Source organism: Arthrobacter sp. RIT-PI-e, from assembly GCF_001187915.1.
Taxonomy (GTDB): domain Bacteria; phylum Actinomycetota; class Actinomycetes; order Actinomycetales; family Micrococcaceae; genus Arthrobacter_D.
In genome coordinates, this window is the sequence record NZ_LGIU01000084.1 from 1 (window position 1) to 17,071 (window position 17,071).

The 17,071-nt window shown below is 69.8% G+C and carries 12 protein-coding genes, 2 tRNA genes and 1 pseudogene; 12 read left to right on the plus strand and 3 right to left on the minus strand.

Going from position 1 to position 17,071, the window contains the following annotated elements; translation table 11 throughout:
* Positions 1–25: 25 nt before the first annotated feature.
* Together AC792_RS11730 and AC792_RS11735 are read right to left on the minus strand one after the other, a co-directional pair.
* Positions 26–1,600, minus strand: coding sequence for a putative bifunctional diguanylate cyclase/phosphodiesterase (locus AC792_RS11730; RefSeq protein ID WP_049830698.1), 1,575 nt, complete (start codon positions 1,598–1,600; stop codon positions 26–28).
* A gap of 422 nt (positions 1,601–2,022) precedes the next feature.
* Complete coding sequence (locus AC792_RS11735) at positions 2,023–3,045, minus strand: hypothetical protein (RefSeq protein ID WP_152916175.1); 1,023 nt, start codon at positions 3,043–3,045, stop codon at positions 2,023–2,025.
* 224 nt (positions 3,046–3,269) lie between these two features.
* Between AC792_RS11735 and AC792_RS17350 the strand changes: the two genes are divergently transcribed.
* The 7 genes from AC792_RS17350 to AC792_RS11765 all read left to right on the plus strand — a co-directional run bounded on the left by AC792_RS17350 (position 3,270) and on the right by AC792_RS11765 (position 10,151).
* Positions 3,270–3,410 (plus strand): hypothetical protein, encoded by a 141-nt coding sequence (locus AC792_RS17350; protein ID WP_160317641.1) that lies wholly within the window; start codon positions 3,270–3,272, stop codon positions 3,408–3,410.
* Positions 3,411–3,565: 155 nt separating this feature from the next.
* Complete coding sequence (locus AC792_RS11740) at positions 3,566–4,387, plus strand: fumarylacetoacetate hydrolase family protein (RefSeq protein ID WP_049830700.1); 822 nt, start codon at positions 3,566–3,568, stop codon at positions 4,385–4,387.
* Between the two features lie 34 nt (positions 4,388–4,421).
* Complete coding sequence (gene gltX, locus AC792_RS11745; RefSeq protein WP_049830701.1) at positions 4,422–5,930, plus strand: glutamate--tRNA ligase; 1,509 nt, start codon at positions 4,422–4,424, stop codon at positions 5,928–5,930.
* Between the two features lie 214 nt (positions 5,931–6,144).
* Positions 6,145–6,216, plus strand: a tRNA-Gln gene (locus AC792_RS11750).
* A 65-nt stretch (positions 6,217–6,281) separates the two neighbouring features.
* A tRNA-Glu gene (locus AC792_RS11755) sits at positions 6,282–6,354 on the plus strand.
* A gap of 123 nt (positions 6,355–6,477) precedes the next feature.
* The gene (locus AC792_RS11760; RefSeq protein WP_049830702.1) at positions 6,478–8,253 is read left to right on the plus strand and encodes a dynamin family protein; all 1,776 of its coding nucleotides are present in this window, start codon (positions 6,478–6,480) and stop codon (positions 8,251–8,253) included.
* Positions 8,250–10,151 (plus strand): dynamin family protein, encoded by a 1,902-nt coding sequence (locus AC792_RS11765; RefSeq protein WP_200903403.1) that lies wholly within the window; start codon positions 8,250–8,252, stop codon positions 10,149–10,151. Before AC792_RS11760 ends, AC792_RS11765 begins: the two co-directional genes overlap by 4 nt.
* A gap of 509 nt (positions 10,152–10,660) precedes the next feature.
* Here AC792_RS11765 and AC792_RS16520 read toward each other — a convergent pair.
* Positions 10,661–11,377, minus strand: a pseudogene (locus AC792_RS16520) (IclR family transcriptional regulator); the annotation flags it as partial.
* Between the two features lie 148 nt (positions 11,378–11,525).
* Between AC792_RS16520 and leuC the strand changes: the two are divergent.
* From leuC to AC792_RS11800, 5 genes are all read left to right on the plus strand, one after another.
* Positions 11,526–12,974 carry a 3-isopropylmalate dehydratase large subunit gene (gene leuC, locus AC792_RS11780; protein WP_049830706.1) on the plus strand — a complete coding sequence of 483 codons (1,449 nt, stop codon included), beginning with the start codon at positions 11,526–11,528 and terminating at the stop codon, positions 12,972–12,974.
* Positions 12,975–12,986: 12 nt separating this feature from the next.
* Complete coding sequence (leuD, locus tag AC792_RS11785) at positions 12,987–13,586, plus strand: 3-isopropylmalate dehydratase small subunit (protein WP_049830707.1); 600 nt, start codon at positions 12,987–12,989, stop codon at positions 13,584–13,586.
* Positions 13,587–13,751: 165 nt separating this feature from the next.
* Positions 13,752–15,101: a UDP-N-acetylglucosamine 1-carboxyvinyltransferase gene (murA, locus tag AC792_RS11790; RefSeq protein WP_049830708.1), complete on the plus strand. Its 1,350-nt coding sequence runs from the start codon at positions 13,752–13,754 to the stop codon at positions 15,099–15,101.
* Positions 15,102–15,111: 10 nt separating this feature from the next.
* A complete protein-coding gene (locus AC792_RS11795) occupies positions 15,112–15,981 on the plus strand; it encodes a lysophospholipid acyltransferase family protein (protein ID WP_082177698.1) in 870 nt (289 codons plus the stop codon).
* On the plus strand, positions 15,978–17,033 hold the full coding sequence (locus AC792_RS11800; RefSeq protein ID WP_049830709.1) for an NAD(P)H-dependent glycerol-3-phosphate dehydrogenase: 1,056 nt from the start codon (positions 15,978–15,980) through the stop codon (positions 17,031–17,033). Before AC792_RS11795 ends, AC792_RS11800 begins: the two co-directional genes overlap by 4 nt.
* Positions 17,034–17,071 lie beyond the last annotated feature (38 nt).

Below are 17,071 nucleotides of genomic sequence, written 5' to 3' on the forward strand. Positions count from 1 at the left end.
CCCGTCTGCCGTCCAACCGGGCCCCTCAACGGGACGGAGTCGACCGCGCCCCCTCCAGGTGCTCCTCGGCACGCAGATGGTGCGTCGTGGTGAGCAGGGCCGCCATGTCGTCACCGGGCATCGGTCTGCTGAAGTAGAAGCCCTGCCCGCTGGAGCAGCCCATGTCACGGAGTGTCTGCGCCTGCTCCCGGGTCTCGATGCCCTCGAAGACGGCTTCCAGGCCGGCGGCGCGGATGAGCTGCAGGATCGCCGCGACGAACTCGTGCTGACCGGGGCGGGTGTCGAGTTCGGCCAGCAGCGAGCGATCCACCTTCACCATGCTGACCGGCAGCTCGCGGAGATAGCTGATGGAGGAGTATCCCGTGCCGAAGTCGTCGATCTCGATACCCACGCCCAGCTGTTTGAGACTGAGGAGGGAGTACATCTCCACCTCGCCCCGCGTGACGATCGCCGTCTCGGTGATCTCCACCACCAGACAGCGGGCCGGCAGGTCGAACTCCCGGAGCAGACCCCGGATGAAGTCCACCAGGTCCAGCTGCTTCAGTTCCAGGGCGGAGAGGTTGACCCTGAGCTGGAAGTCCTCGTCGAGGTGCAGATCGTTCCGCCACTGTCCGAGCTGCCGCAACGAACTGGTCATGACCCAGCGGTCGAGGTCGTGGATCACCCCGATCTCCTCGGCGAGCGGGATGAACGTGTCCGGGGGGATGAGTCCCCGGACGGGATGCTGCCAGCGCACCAGCACCTCGACGCCGAGGATCCGGTGGGAGGCCAGGTCCACCACGGGCTGGTAGTGCAGCACCAGTTCGTCGGACGCGATGGCCCCGCGTAGTTCGGTGGCCATCTGACTGCGGAGTTGCCGCGAGTAGAGCATGACGGGTTCGAAGACCTTGATGATGCTCCGCCCCTCGCGCTTCGCGGCGTACATCGCCGTGTCCGCGTCGAGCAGGAGCTCCTCGGCGTTCTGCCCCGATGTCCCCACGCGCACCCCGATACTGGCGCGTGAATGGACGTTCAGATTGTCCAGTTCGATCCGCTCGGCGAGGACCTCGAGCGCCCGGCGGGCCACCTGCATGGCGATGTCCAGGGAGGCGGCGGGCAGCAGGATGGCGAACTCGTCCCCGCCGAGCCGCGCCACCATGTCGGTGTCGCGCACCACCTGGTTCAGCCGGGACGCCACCTCCTTCAGGACACGGTCCCCGGCGTCGTGTCCGAAGCGGTCGTTCACGTTCTTGAAGCTGTCCAGGTCGAGCAGGAGCAGGGCCGGCGGCGAATCCCCGTTCTCGGCCAGCGAGAGAGCCTCCTCGATGGCGTCCATCAGAGCCACCCGGTTGGCCAGACCGGTGAGGCCGTCGGACATGGCCATCTTCATCATGTCCAGGTGTGCCTGCCGCAGCATGGCGGTACGGCTCTCGACGCGCTTCTCGAACTGTTCGTAGACCTGCTCCAGCTCCTCCGCGAGGAGATTCACGCCGGTGATCACGGCGTCCACCTCGTCGCGGGCGCTGGAGGGCTCTATGCGGCTGCTGAGTTCACCCCGCGACAACCGGACGATGCTGTCGACCAGCAGCGCGAGTCGGGGATCCCGTTGCCCGGTGCTCATCGGCCCCCGCGCATGGTCCGGTGCGGTCCGGGGCCCGGGGCAGGGGTGCATCGGAACGGTCCGTCGGAGCAGGACGCGGGAACCGGACGATGGTGCCGCTCTCCACCAACCATCACGTTCCCCCTGAGATCCGCCGTCGTCGAAGGCCTCCGCGGGTCACCGAGGACGTTGGTGCGAGAGACCTGCCGACCGGGGCGGAACACCGGGCTCACGAGCCACGGCCGACGTTGAGAAGAGTAGCACCGCGAGGACTTCCGACGCCGGTGGTGCGGACATGGAGTGTCATCGGTGATCGACGGGGAATCCGGTGGTGGACACCTGGCCATGACCGGGTCGGGGAGCACCACCCGGACGGGGGTCGGCGCCGACCCTGGTTCCCGTACGGCACGCGATAGCCCTCGGGTGCCGACGTCGGCGCTCCATCAGCCCTGCGAGGACTCCAGCTCGTCGATCAGCGTCCGTGCTGTCAGGGCCCTGTCCTGGGCTCCGGACTGGAGGAACAACCGCTCGCTCTCCTCCAGGTTCGAAAGCGCTTCGGGTTTGGGAGCCCGTGTCGCGAGGGCCTGGCCCAGGAGGAGGTACGCCTGCGCAGCGACGTGGGAGGCGAGCAGGTCCTTGGACTCGACGATGGCGCGAAGCTGCTCGACGGCCGTGTCGAACTGCCCGGTGAGCACCGACCACTGTGCTCGGGTCAGGCGGAGCTCGAGGCGATCCCGCTCGGTGCCACCGACGATCGAAATAGCCAGTTCGGCGCGCTCGATGCATTCGAGTGTCTCCGGCGCGGTGATGCCTGCCGCGAGCCGGAACTGCGCCGAACCATGATTGAATCGTGCCCACAGATCGAGGTCATTGGTCGGGGACAGGCTCCGTGCCGCGAGCTGGTGGTGGTGCACCCCTTCGTCGATGTGCTTGAGCAGGAAGGCGACGTTGCCGATGGCCCAGTAGGACTGACCTGAGTACTTGACGTCCGGATTGGTCTCCAAGAGCTCCGCAAGGCCTCCGCATTCAGTCCATGCTTCCTCCAGTAGTCCACTTTCCGCCAACGCGGCGACGAGGGCGTTCTGCGACTCGATGACGATCGTGTACTGATCCGGTTCCAGCCGTGCATCTTCTACTGCTCGTCTTGCATCGGCGACCGCGGCTGAAAGATCTCCGCTGCCCTGTAGGGCGAAGGCACGCAGAGTGTGGACGCGTGCGCTCAATGCCTTGGACTGGGAGGTCAGGGGATGTGTCGCGAGTTCATCGGCGACGACACGCGATTCGTTCATCAGACCCTGCTTGCGCAGGCACTCCGAGACAAGGAACGTGGCATTCCACCAGGCGAAGTCGTCGCCGTCGTCCAGTGCGCTCGCCGCCATCTGCTCCGCGAGTCCCTGTGACCCCGCATAGTCGCGCTGATCCCAGGCATCGCGGGCCCTCAGCTCGAGCAGCAGGCGATGGCTCATGGTTCCCCTGTCAGTCATGTGCACCTTCGGTTCGTCCGCATAAATCGGGCTGCTCGTCCCATTATTCGGGTTCTTCCCCGGATATGAGCACCATTCCGGAAAGATTCACGAAAGTCTTGGAAAGCTGTTACAGAAGTGACGCGTGTGACCTACGATATTGCCGAGCGGGTCGTGTTGTACGGGCGCGTTCTCAATCATCACCGGCAATCACCAAGGGGCCCATCATGAAGCGCATCATCTCCGCACTCCTCCTCTCGTCCGTCCTCATCACCGGCGGTGCCGCCGCAGCGAATGCTGCTCCCGCCAAGGCCGGCACCAGCGCACCCGTGTTCTCCCCGGACCGGGTCGGTGGCTGGCCCTTCTGATCCGACCGAATCGGCCCTGACGGCCGGAGGGCCGATCCAGGTCCTGAGCACACTGTCGATGCCGCGGGCACCCTCGTTCTGGGGAGGGAGCGCCCGCGGCATCTTCGCGTCCGGCAAGCAGCGTCCCGATCCGTCCGCGCGCTAGGCTTGGCGGCATGCGAATCGCGCGCTTTGTTATAGATGATGACCCGATGTTCGGCGTAGTGGAAGGATCGGCGGGGAGCGAGGAGGTCGCCGTCATCCAGGGTGATCCGTTCTACGCCGGCGTCCAGCTCACCGGCACCCGCCATGCGCTCGAGGACGTCCGGCTCCTCGCGCCCGTCATCCCGCGGAGCAAGGTGATCGGCGTCGGCCGGAACTACGCCGACCACATCGCCGAGATGGGCAGTGAGACGCCGGCCGCACCGCTGATGTTCCTCAAGCCCAACACCTCGGTGATCGGCCCGAACGACCCGATCATGCTGCCCTCCTTCTCCGACCAGATCTCCTACGAGGCGGAACTCGCGGTGGTCATCGGACGGATCTGCAAGGACGTCCCCCTCGAACGTGTCGACGACGTCGTCTTCGGGTACACCTGCGCCAACGACCTCACGGCGCGCGATGCCCAGAAGACGGACGACCAGTGGGCGCGGGCCAAGGGTTTCGACACCTCCTGCCCCATCGGACCCTGGATCGAGACCGACCTGGATCCGGAGAACCTCACGGTCCGCGGCAGCCTGGACGGCGACGTACGTCAGGACGGCTCCACGAGCGACATGATCTGGGGTGCTCGCGAGCTGGTGTCCTACGTGTCCCAGGCCTTCACCCTCCTGCCCGGCGACATTATCCTCACGGGAACCCCGGCCGGCGTGGGTCTGATCACCGACGGCCAGCGGTACGACATCGACATCGAGGGGATCGGACGCCTCTCCAACGCCGCTCGTCGCTGCCGAACCGGTCGGTGCCCAGAAGCGCCGCCGGCCCGGCGGCGCTTCTGACCGCCCGGTGGCCCCCGCCTAGACTTGGACCACCATGACTACAGCTGCAGAGATCCCCACCGTCAACGAAGCCACTCCCGTCCGGGTACGCTTCTGCCCCTCGCCCACCGGCACCCCGCACGTCGGGTTGATCCGCACGGCACTGTTCAACTGGGCCTACGCCCGGCACACAGGAGGGAAGCTCGTCTTCCGGATCGAGGACACGGACGCCGCTCGCGACAGCGAGGAGAGCTACCAGCAGCTCCTCGAGGCCATGACCTGGCTCGGGATCGACTGGGACGAGGGCGTGGAGGTGGGCGGGCCGCACGCCCCGTACCGCCAGTCGCAGCGCGGTGACCTCTACCAGGACGTCATCACCCGGCTCGTGGAGGCCGGGCACCTGTACGAATCCTTCTCCACACCGGAGGAGGTGGAGGAGAGGCACCGTGCGGCCGGACGTGACGTGAAGCTCGGCTACGACAACCACGACCGCACGCTCACCGAGGAGCAGAAGGACGTATTCCGGAGCTCCGGACGTCCTGCGGTACTGCGTCTGCGCATGCCGGACGAGGACATCACCTTCACCGACCTGGTGCGCGGCGAGATCATCTTCCGTGCCGGCAGTGTCCCCGACTTCGCCGTCGTGCGTGCCAACGGAGCGCCGCTGTACACACTGGTCAACCCGGTCGACGACGCCCTGATGGGGATCACCCATGTGCTGCGCGGAGAGGACCTGCTGTCCTCGACGCCGCGGCAGGTGGCGCTGTACCGGGCGCTGATCGACATCGGCGTCGCCCGCTACATGCCGCTCTTCGGTCACCTGCCCTACGTCATGGGTCAGGGCAACAAGAAGCTCTCCAAGCGTGATCCGGAGTCCAGCCTCTTCCTGCACCGGGAGCGCGGCTTCACCCGCGAGGGGCTCCTGAACTACCTCTCGCTGCTCGGCTGGAGCATGTCCGCGGACGAGGACATCTTCTCCGTGGAGCAGCTCGTGGAGAAGTTCGACGTCCGCGATGTCCTCGCCAACCCTGCACGCTTCGACCTGAAGAAGGCGGAGGCCATCAACGGGACCCACGTGCGGCTGCTCGACCCGGCGGAGTTCCGTTCCCGCCTGTTGCCCTACCTGGCAGCCGCCGGGCTCGTCGACGCGACACCCACGGAGGATCAGCTGCGCATCGTCGCGGCGGCAGCACCGCTGATCCAGGAGCGCATCACCCTGCTCGGCGAGGCGCCGGAGATGATCGGGTTCCTCTTCAAGGCCGACGACACCGTGGACATCGCCGACGACGCCCGCAAGGGGTTGCCGGAGAATCTCGACGAGGTGCTGGGTGCCACGCTGACCGCACTCGAGGGCTGCGAGGAGTGGGACGCCGAGTCCCTCCAGGCGGCTCTCCGCTCCGCCCTCGTGGACACCCTGGGGCTGAAGCCCCGCCTCGCGTTCGGGCCGGTGCGCACCGCCGTCTCCGGCCGGAAGATCTCGCCGCCGCTCTTCGAGTCCATGGTGATCCTCGGCCGCGAGTCCTCGGTGGCCCGGATCGAGGCGCTGCGGACCTCCGTGGTCTGAGCCCCGACAGCCCGTCGCGACGTCGGTTCGGCGGGAGGTGGGGTGGGTCGTGCGATCCGCCCTACCTCCCCTGGAGGCCGCCGGAGCGTGGGACGGAAGGGGAGGGGCCGGGCCCGTTTTGCAGTTCCCGCCTCCTGTCCGGTAAAGTTATTTCTCGGCGCGGAGCGGTTACGCGAACGAAATCCAGCAGCACCGGGCTTCGAAAAAGTGCCATTGGGGTATGGTGTAATTGGCAACACACTGGTTTCTGGTACCAACATTCTAGGTTCGAGTCCTGGTACCCCAGCGCAATCCGGCCCCTGGCAGGATGGCACGAGCAGTGAAGAAATAGTAGTAAGATGGAAAAGTATTGGCCCCATCGTATAGCGGCCTAGTACGCTGCCCTCTCACGGCGGTAACGCGGGTTCGAATCCCGCTGGGGTCACATCAGTCCTACGGGACAGGAATGCTCCGGACATCGAAAGGTGTCCGGAGCATTTTCATGTGCGGGAAGGTTCCTGCGACGATCGGCCGTCAGGGCTCCGAGGGTGGCTGGCATGATGGTGCCATGACCGATCCTCCCGCACCCGCCGGTATCCGAGGGCTTCCGGGGCTGCTGCGGGACGTCGAGGACTCGCTCGATCAGCTGAGTTTCCCGCTCGCGCTGCCGGTCTCCGAGGACGCCCGACGGACTGCGCTCTCCGCCCGCGCCCAGGTCACCGACTACGTACTGCCGCGCCTCGCGAGTCTCGATGCTCCGCTGATCGGTGTGGTGGGCGGATCCACCGGTGCCGGCAAGTCCACCCTGGTCAACGCCCTGGTGGGGCGGGTCGTGTCGGTGGCGGGCGCTGTCCGCCCCACCACGAGGCAGCCGCTGCTGCTCCATCACCCGGAGGACGCCGGCTGGTTCGAGGATGCACGGGTACTCCCGACACTGCACCGCGTCCGGTACGCGGACGACGCCGACGTCGTCCAGCCGGTGACCTCGGGAGGCTCCGGTGCTCCGACCAGCACCTTGCTGCTGCGGGCCACGGCGTCGCTACCACCCGGTCTGGCCCTCCTGGACGCCCCCGACGTCGATTCCATCGCCGACGAGAACCGGCGGCTCGCCGGACAGCTGCTCGCGGCCGCCGATCTCTGGATCTTCGTGACCACCGCGAACCGCTACGCGGACGCCGTGCCCTGGAGGCTGCTGGCCGAAGCCGGCCGCCGCGACGTGCTGGTGGCGGTGGTCCTGGACCGCGTGCCACCCGGGGTGGAGGAGGAGATCCGCGGCGATCTGCTGACGCTCCTGACAGCCCAGAACCTCGGGCACGCCCCGATCTTCGTGATTCCCGAGGTGCGCCTCGGCCCCTCGAAACTTCTTCCGGCGAAGGTGGTGGACCCCGTCACGCGGTGGCTGCAGGCCTTGGCCGCGGACGCCGGGGGCAGGCGCGACATCGCCCGGCGCACCGTGCAGGGCGCCATGCGGTCCCTGGCGGAGCAGCTCGACGGCATCGCGGAGGCTGTACGGCAGGAACAGGCGGCGGGAAGTGCCCTGCACGGGACGGTGGATGCCGCCTACCGGGACGCGCTCACCGATGTCCTCGCGCCGACCGAGGACGGCCGGCTGCTCCGCGGCGAGGTCCTGGCCCGGTGGCAGGACTTCGTGGGTACCGGGGAGTTCATGCGCGGGCTTGAATCGCGCATCGGACGGGCGCGGGACCGCGTCAGCGGCTTCTTCACCGGACGTCCTGCTCCGGCCGCCACGGTGGCCGAGGCGATCGGGAGCGAACTGCAGACCGTGATCGTGGAGCAGGCGGCCCGGGCCCACGAGGTGACGCGACGGCGCTGGCGGGTGGAACAGGGAGGCGGGGGTCTCCTCCTCGGCGTACCACCGTGGCGCGCGGAAGTGTTCGCCGATCAGGTGGCCCGCGAGATCAGGGCATGGCAGTCGGACCTGCTCCACCTCGTCCGGAGCGAGGGGACGGACAAACGCTTCACCGCCCGCACGCTGTCCTTCGGGGTGAACGGCATCGCGGTGGCACTGATGGTGGTGGTCTTCGCGTCCACCGGCGGATTGAGCGGGGCGGAGGGGGGGATCGCAGGGGCCTCGGCGGGGGGGGGGCAGAAGCTCCTCGAAGCCGTGTTCGGTGATGGCGCGGTGCGGCGTCTGACGACGACGGCGAGGAAGAACCTCGCCGACCGTGTGGAGGGTCTGCTGCGTCACGAGCGAGCCGCCTTCGAGGGGTGCCTCGTCCCGCTCGCGCAGCAGACGTCGGCGGAGAAACTCCGCATCCTCTCGATGCAGCTCCGATCGGCGGTGCCCGCCGGGCGCCTCGATCGTGGCGGGACCCCCGCGTGAGCGCCAGGTCTCCCGAGGTGCCGGGCGCCATGTCCCTCGCCGACGCCCTCGAGCATCTCCGGGAGGCGTACCGGTGGGGTGAGGACAGGGTGCCGGCGGACCGGCTGGCGGCACTGCTGGCCGTGCTCGACCGGGCCGGAGAGCGGCGCGCGCTGTCCTCGGCCCACACCGTGGTCGGGGTTTTCGGACCCACCGGCAGCGGGAAGTCCTCGCTGGTGAACGTGCTCAGCGGGACCGATGCCGCACGCGTGGCCGCCCGCCGTCCCACCACCTCCGAACCGCTGGCGCTGGTCTGGGGACGGCAGGGAAGCAGCGAGTTGCTGGACTGGCTCCAGGTACGCCGACGCGGGGAACTGCCCGAGGGGGCCGCGCGGGGGCGGCCCCCGGGAACGGGCCGTGCCGTGGGGGCCGGGAGCAGCGACGGGAACGAGACCGCCCGGGCGGACGGCCGGGACACGGCGGGGGAGTCGGATCCCGCTCGAGGACCGGCCGGGCAGGCACGCGGACCCTGGTACCGGCGCCTGCTGCGTCCGTTCCCGACCGCGGCGGCCCGGAAGGACCGAGGACGTCGGGCCCCGGCCCGCGCCAGTGCACAGGTTCCCCCGGTGGTCCCAGGATCGACCTCCGCGGCGTCCCCGGGCCTGATCCTCCTCGACCTCCCCGACTTCGACTCCACCACCGCCGCCCACCGGGAGATCGTGGAGCGGCTCACGGGGCAAGTGGACGTGCTGCTCTGGGTGGTCGATCCGCAGAAGTACGCCGACGCCGCCCTGCACCACGACTTCCTCGCCCCGCTCGCCACCCACGGGACGGTCACCCTCCTGGCCCTCAACCAGGCGGACAGGCTCACCCGCGACGAGGTCGGCGAGGTCACGGCGTCACTGGGGCAGATCCTCGCCGCCGAGGGCCTGCCCGGCGTCACGGTGCGGCCGGTCTCCGCACGCACGGGGGAGGGGGTTCCCGACCTCGTGGCAGCCATCACGTCGATCGCCGAGGGGCGGGCCGCCGCCACCCGGCGCCTCGAGGCCGATGCCACCCGGGCGGCCTCCGAGCTCCTGCCGTTCACCTCGCCCGAGCCGGTGGCGGCACCCTCCGCGGCGGCGACGACCGCGCTCGCCGCGGAACTCGGGGCGGCCGCGGGAGTGCCGGTGGTGGTCGACGCCGTGCGGGCCTCCTACCGCCGCGACGCCCGGGCTTCGACGGGCTGGCCCGTGACGCGCTGGCTCGGCGCTCTGCGCCCGGATCCGCTGCGTAGGATCAATCTGCGGAGGGCGGACCTCGCGCCCGAGCTGCGGCGGTCCTCCCTGCCCGTGGTGCACCCGGCACGGCACGCGACGGTGCTCCACGCGCTGCGGGTGTTCGGGGACTCGGTCGGCGCCGGTGTCGGTGATCCGTGGCACACCTCGATCCGCGATGCGGCCCGCACCACCTCCGACGATCTCACCGACGCCCTGGACACGGCCGTCTCGCGGACGGATCTCGAGACGGGACGGAGCGGGTGGTGGGGCATCGTCTCCGTCCTGCAGTGGTTCGCCCTCGCGGTGCTCGGAGCCGGATCGGGGTGGCTCGTGGTCCTGGCGGTGCTCGGCTTCCTGCAGCTCCCGGTGGTGGAGGTCCCAAGGGTGCAGGGGTTCCCCGTCCCGACGCTGCTGATCCTGGGCGGTGCGCTCATCGGCATCCTCCTCGGGGTGATCGCCGCCCTGCTCGCACGCTGGGGTGCGGCTCGCCGCGCGGGGAGGGTACGACGTCGTCTGCTGGACTCCTGTGCGCGGGTGGCGGAGGACGTGGTGGTCCGGCCCGTGGTGGAGGAGGTGGAGCGCTGCAACGCCTTCCGTGCGGCGGTGCTGGCCGCCGGCCCGCCGCGCACCGTCGCCCGGGAGCCACGCCCGGGCCGGTGACAGGTCGGTGAGGGCCGAGGGGCCGTGGCGCCGCCCACCCCGGGCGAGCGGACCCGAGGTGACCGGGCAGGCACGCAGTGCGTAGGGTGGCGTGATGGCAGCACCACTCTCGCGTGTCCTGACGGCGACGACGGTCGTGGTGCTGATCGCCGTCCTGGTCGTCCTGTTCCTGCAGTCCGCGACCGGCGGGAGCCTGGATGGATGGGTCCTCCCGCTCACCGTGGCACTCGGGGTGCTGGTGGCGATCCGCCTCCTGCTGAACACGCGGTCCGAGCGCTCACGGACCGCGGGCCCGGTCGCGGGCTCGATGGCCGTCCAGTCGGGACTGTACGGGTTCGCGCCCGGCACGTCGAGCATCGAGCAGCACGGCGGACCGGCACACACGACCTCCGCGGTGGAACCGGACCCCCGGTACGGGCCGGACCCCCCTCCTCGCCAGGCCCGACCGCACGGGTGAAGGCTCGACCCGGCGCTGCAGTCCGGGCGGGCCGAGGCGGCGGTACGGGGCAGTCCGCTCCTTTGGCGACCGCGGCGGTGAGCTGCCGCGCGGCGTCGGACACCACCTCGGCGTGGATCCGGCCGGGCTGGCGGGTGAGGCGCTCCATGGGTCCGGAGATCGAGACGGCGGCGATCACCCGGCCGGACGGCCCGCGCACCGGGGCGGACACGGAGGCGACGCCGGCCTCCCGCTCGCCGAGGCTCTGCGCCCACCCGCGCCCCCGGGCCCCCGCCAGCACGGTCGGCGTGAACCGGGCGTCCTCGAGGCCCTTCAGCAGGCGGTCGTGGTCCTCCCAGGCCAGCAGACACTGGGCGGCCGACCCCGCTTTCATGGACAGCTGCGTGCCCACCGGGATGGTGTCACGCAGTCCCACCGGCCGCTCGGCGGACGCCACGCAGACCCGCCGGTCGCCCTGCCGCCGGAACAGCTGCGCGCTCTCCCCGGTGGCGTCGCGGAGGTTCAGGAGCACCGGCCCCGCGGCGGCGATCAGCCTGTCCTCGCCGGCGGCGGAGGCCAGTTCCACCAGGCGGCCACCGAGGACGAAGCGGCCCTGGATGTCCCGGCCCACCAGGCGGGGGTGGGCGAGGGCGAGGGCGAGGCGGTGCACGGTGGGGCGGGCGAGTCCCGTGGAGGCCACCAGTTGCGCCAGGGTGGTGGGGCCGGCTTCCAGGGCATCGAGTACCAGTGCGGCCTTGTCGATCACGCCGACGCCGCTCGTATTGTCCATAGGATGATATTGCAGTCTCATCATGTGAGACGCAAGCCGCTCGGGTGGCACCGGCAGCCGGGCGCTGGTTGAGTTGTACGGAGCAGCAACCTCCACGAGCAGCCCCCACCGGGTGCTGACCCGCCGGAACCGAAGAAGGACGATCCTCATGGGCAAGACACTCGCAGAGAAGGTCTGGGACGCACACGTGGTGCGCAAGGGCGACGTCGTGGGCACGGAGGCGCAACCCGACCTCCTCTACATCGACCTGCACCTCGTCCACGAGGTCACCTCACCGCAGGCCTTCGAGGGGCTCCGTCTCGTCGGCCGGCGGCTGCGCCGGCCCGATCTCACGATCGCCACGGAGGACCACAACGCGCCCACGCTGGACATCGACAAGCCGACCGCCGATCTCACCAGCCGCACGCAGATCGAGACGCTCCGCGCGAACTGCCGCGAGTTCGGTGTCCGGCTGCACTCCCTCGGGGACGCGGAGCAGGGCATCGTCCACGTGGTGGGACCCCAGCTGGGTCTCACGCAGCCGGGACTGACCGTGGTCTGCGGCGACTCCCACACCTCCACGCACGGCGCCTTCGGGGCGCTCGCCATGGGGATCGGCACGTCCGAGGTGGAGCACGTCATGGCCACGCAGACGCTCTCGCTCAAACCCTTCCGGACCATGGGGATCACGGTCGAGGGCACCTTGAAGCCCGGCGTCACCTCGAAGGACATCATCCTGGCCGTCATCGCCAAGATCGGCACCGGTGGTGGCCAGGGCTACGTCCTGGAGTACCGCGGGTCGGCCATCCGTGCGCTGTCCATGGAGGCCCGGATGACCATCTGCAACATGTCCATCGAGGCCGGGGCCCGTGCGGGCATGGTCGCACCGGATGACACCACCTTCGAGTACCTGCACGGACGCCCGCACGCGCCGCAGGGCGCGGACTGGGACGCCGCCGTCGCCGACTGGCGGGAGCTGCGCACGGACGACGACGCCGTGTTCGACGCCGAGGTGTTCCTCGACGCGGACGAGCTGGAGCCCTTCGTCACCTGGGGCACCAACCCCGGCCAGGGCGTCTCCCTCTCGCAGGCCGTCCCGCACCCGGACGACTTCGCGGACGAGAACGACAGAGCCGCCTGCAGCCGTGCGCTGGACTACATGGCGCTGGAGCCGGGTACCCCGCTCAAGGACATCCGCGTGGACACCGTGTTCCTCGGCTCGTGCACCAACAGCCGCATCGAGGACCTCCGGATCGCCGCGGACATCATCCGCGGCAGGCAGAAGGACCCGGACATCCGCATGATGGTGGTCCCCGGCTCCGCCCGTGTGCGCCTGGAGGCCGAGGCCGAAGGGCTGGACCGCGTGTTCAAGGACTTCGGCGCGGAATGGCGTTTCGCCGGCTGCTCCATGTGCCTCGGCATGAACCCCGACCAGCTGGCGCCGGGGGAGCGCTGCGCCTCCACGTCGAACCGCAACTTCGAGGGACGCCAGGGCAAGGGCGGGCGCACCCACCTCGTCTCACCCGTGGTGGCCGCCGCCACCGCGGTCCGGGGCACGCTGAGCTCGCCCTCGGACCTCGCCCCCCTGCCCGCCGCATCCGCCGTCCCCGCAGCCTGAGGAGCTTTCCCGATGGAGAAGATCACCACCCACACCGGGATCGGCGTGCCGCTGCGCCAGAGCAACATCGACACCGACCAGATCATCCCCGCCGTCTACCTCAAGCGCATCACGCGCACCGGTTTCGAGGACGCCCTGTTCTCGGCCTGGAGGAAGGAGCCGGACTTCGTCCTGAACCGGGAGCCGTACACGCGTGGATCCGTCCTCGTGGCGGGACCCGACTTCGGCACCGGGTCCTCCCGGGAGCACGCGGTGTGGGCGCTGAAGGACTACGGCTTCAGGGCCGTGCTGTCCTCGCGTTTCGCCGACATCTTCCGCGGCAACTCCGGCAAGGCCGGGCTCGTGGCGGCGCAGCTGGCCCAGGACGACATCGAGCTCATCTGGAAGGTCCTGGAGAACGAGCCGGGAACCGCCGTCACGGTGGACCTCCAGGCCCGTACCGTGCAGTGCGGATCCGTCAGCGCACCGTTCCAGCTCGACGACTACACGCGCTGGCGCCTCCTCGAGGGCCTCGACGACATCGGGCTCACGCTCCGGCAGGAGGAGCACATCACCGCCTTCGAGGGCACCCGGCCGGCGCACAAGCCCACCACGCTCCCCGCGCGGACCTGACCCGGACCGCCACCCGGACGGGAATGCTCACCCGGGATGCGCGGTTCCCCAGGGGGGCGGGAGCCCGGCGTACCCTGATGTTCCTGTGCGGTGCCCGGTGCTCCTATGCTTGTAGCGGGCAATTTCGAGTCCGTGAGAGTTCTACACGAGGGAAATCAGGTATTCATGGGTAGCGTTCTGACCATTCGCGGCGGCATTCCGTTGACGGGCAAGGTGTCCGTCCGCGGAGCCAAGAACCTGGTCCCGAAGGCCATGGTGGCGTCGCTGCTGGGCAACACGCCGTCCGTGCTGCGGAACGTCCCCGAGATCAAGGACGTCGACGTCGTCACCAGCCTGCTGCAGCTGCACGGTGTCACCGTGACCAAGGACCCCGTGACGGGGGACCTCACCATGGACCCCAGCGACGCCCGGATCGCCCGGTCCAAGGACATCGACGCCCACGCCGGTGACTCGCGCATCCCCATCCTCTTCTGCGGGCCCCTGATGCACAGCATCGGCGAGGCCTTCATTCCCGACCTCGGCGGCTGCAAGATCGGCGACCGCCCGATCGACTACCACCTCGAGGTGCTCCGGAACTTCGGCGCCGTGGTGGACAAGCGCGAGGGCGGCATCTCCATCTCCGCTCCGAAGGGCCTGCACGGCGCGAAGGTCGCCCTGCCGTACCCCAGCGTGGGAGCCACCGAGCAGGTGCTGCTCACCGCCATCCGCGCCGAGGGCATCACCGAGCTCTCCGGTGCCGCCGTGGAACCCGAGATCATGGACCTCATCGCCGTGCTGCAGAAGATGGGCGCCATCATCACGGTGCAGACGGACCGCGTGATCCGCATCGAGGGCGTGAAGGAACTCACCGGTTACAACCACAAGGCGATCTCCGACCGCAACGAGACGGCGTCCTGGGCCTCGGCCGCGCTGGTCACCAAGGGCGACATCTACGTGGAGGGCGCCCGCCAGCTCGATCTCACGGCGTTCCTCAACACCTACCGGAAGATCGGCGGTGCCTTCGACGTCGACGACGACGGCATCCGCTTCTACCACCCCGGCAAGCCGCTGAAGCCGCTGGTCCTCGAGACGGACGTGCACCCCGGCTTCATGACCGACTGGCAGCAGCCGCTCGTGGTGGCCCTCACCCAGGCCTCCGGCGTGTCGATCGTGCACGAGACCGTGTACGAGAACCGCTTCGGGTTCACCGAGGCGCTGATCCGCATGGGCGCGAACATCCAGGTGCACCGTGAATGCCTCGGCAGCGTGCCCTGCCGGTTCGGGCAGCGGAACTTCCTGCACTCGGCGGTGATCTCCGGACCCACGGCGCTGCAGGGCGCGGACATCGACATCCCCGACCTCCGCGGTGGCTTCAGCCACCTCATCGCGGCCCTCGCGGCCGACGGCGTCTCCCGGGTGACCGGGATCGAGCTGATCAACCGGGGGTACGAGCGTTTCCAGGACAAGCTCGAGGGGCTCGGCGCCGACTTCGACATCACCGACGACGCCCTCACCGCCTCCGCGGCGATCTCCTAGGAGGCGAACCGTGGGGGAGTCGCGAAGCTCACGCGCCATGTTCCTGTTCCTCGGCTCCTGGGTGAGGCCGGCGATGAACCTGCTCATGGCCAAGGAGTACGCCGGCCAGGAGAAACTGCCGCGGGACACGGGCATGATCGTGTGCCCCAACCACGTGACGGAGATCGACCCGATCGTGATCGGTCACTTCCTGTTCAACCAGGGCGTCATGCCCCACTTCCTGGCCAAGGCGTCGCTGTTCGGGCTGCCGGTGATCGGCGGGATCCTGCGCACCATCAAGCAGATCCCGGTGGAACGCAGCACCACCGGCGCCAACCAGTCGCTCGAGGCGGCGCGCGCCGCGCTCGCGGACGGTGGCGGCATCATCATCTACCCCGAGGGCACGCTGACCCGCGACCCCGACCTCTGGCCCATGAAGGGCCGGACCGGGGCCGCCCGGCTCGCGCTGCAGACCGGTGCCCCGGTGGTCCCGGTGGCGCACTGGGGCGCCCACGAGGTGTTCCCCCGCTACGCCAAGCGCTTCCACGTGTTCCCGCGCAAACGGGCACGGGTGCTCGTGGGGGACCCCGTGGATCTCAGTGAGTTCCGGGGCGCGCCCCTGACCCGCACCACGCTCGACGCCGCCACGGCTCGCATCCTCGATGCGATCACCGAGCTCCTCGTGGAACTCCGTGGTCAGGACGCCCCCGCAGAGCGCTGGGATCCTGCGGACAAGGGACGCGAGCGGACCGGGCGCGACGCCGCCGCCGGCACGCGTTCTTCGGGCACCACGTCCGAGCAGGCCGTTCCCCGGCCCGTCGTTCCCGGAGACCCGGTAGCCGGGGACCCTGCACCCGGGGATCCTACACCCGAGGATCCTGCACAGGACGGCCGGGCATGACCGCGGCCGTGGGCGTGCAGGAGCGTACGGAACCCCCCGGCCGGATCGCCGTCCTCGGATCGGGCAGCTGGGGCAGCACGTTCGCCAAGGTCCTCGCCGATGCCTCGCCGGGCACCGCCGTCGTCCTGTGGTCGCGGCGTCCGGAGGTGGCCGAGGAGATCACCTCGGTTCACCGCAACTCCCGCTATCTCGGTGACACCCGGCTCCCGGACAACATCACGGCGTCCCCGGACGTGGCCGAGGTCCTGGCCGGCGCGGACCTGGTGGTCGTGGCCGTCCCCGCGCAGACCCTCCGCGCCCAGCTCCCCGCGTGGCGGGCCCTGGTGCCGGAGCGTGCCGTGGTGGTCTCCCTCATGAAGGGGCTGGAGGTGGGCACCGACGCCCGCATGAGCGAGGTGATCGCCGAGGAGCTCGGCCTCCCGGCGCACCGGATCGCCGTGGTCTCCGGACCCAACCTGGCCCTCGAGATCGCCCGCGAGGAACCCACGGCGTCCGTCGTGGCGTGCCCCGACCACGCGACCGCCGCCTGGATCGCCGCGGCCTGCACCGCCTCCTACTTCCGCCCCTACACCTCCACGGACGTGATCGGGGTGGAGATCGGCGGGATCGTCAAGAACGTGATCGCCCTGGCCGTCGGCATCTGCGAGGGCCGCCGCATGGGCGACAACACCAAGGCCTCGGTGATCACCCGGGGCCTGGCCGAGACCACGCGCCTCGCCGTCGCCCTGGGAGGCAAACCCGAGACCATGGCCGGGCTCGCCGGCATGGGCGACCTGATCGCCACCTGCTCCTCCGCGCTCTCGCGCAACCACACGGCGGGGAACCTCCTCGGCCAGGGCCTCACCCTCGAGCAGGTCACCGTGCGCATGAACCAGACCGCGGAGGGCATCAAGTCCGCCGAGGCCGTGCTGGCGTCCGCCGGCAAGCTCGGTGTGGACATGCCCATCACCGCCGCCGTGGTGGCCGTGCTGCAGGGACGCCTGTCCGTCGACGACCTCGGCCCGCGCCTGCTGGCCCGCCACCTCAAGCCGGAAGGCGATCCCGCCACGTGACGATCGAGAACACCGAGAATCCGCAGAACAACGAGAAC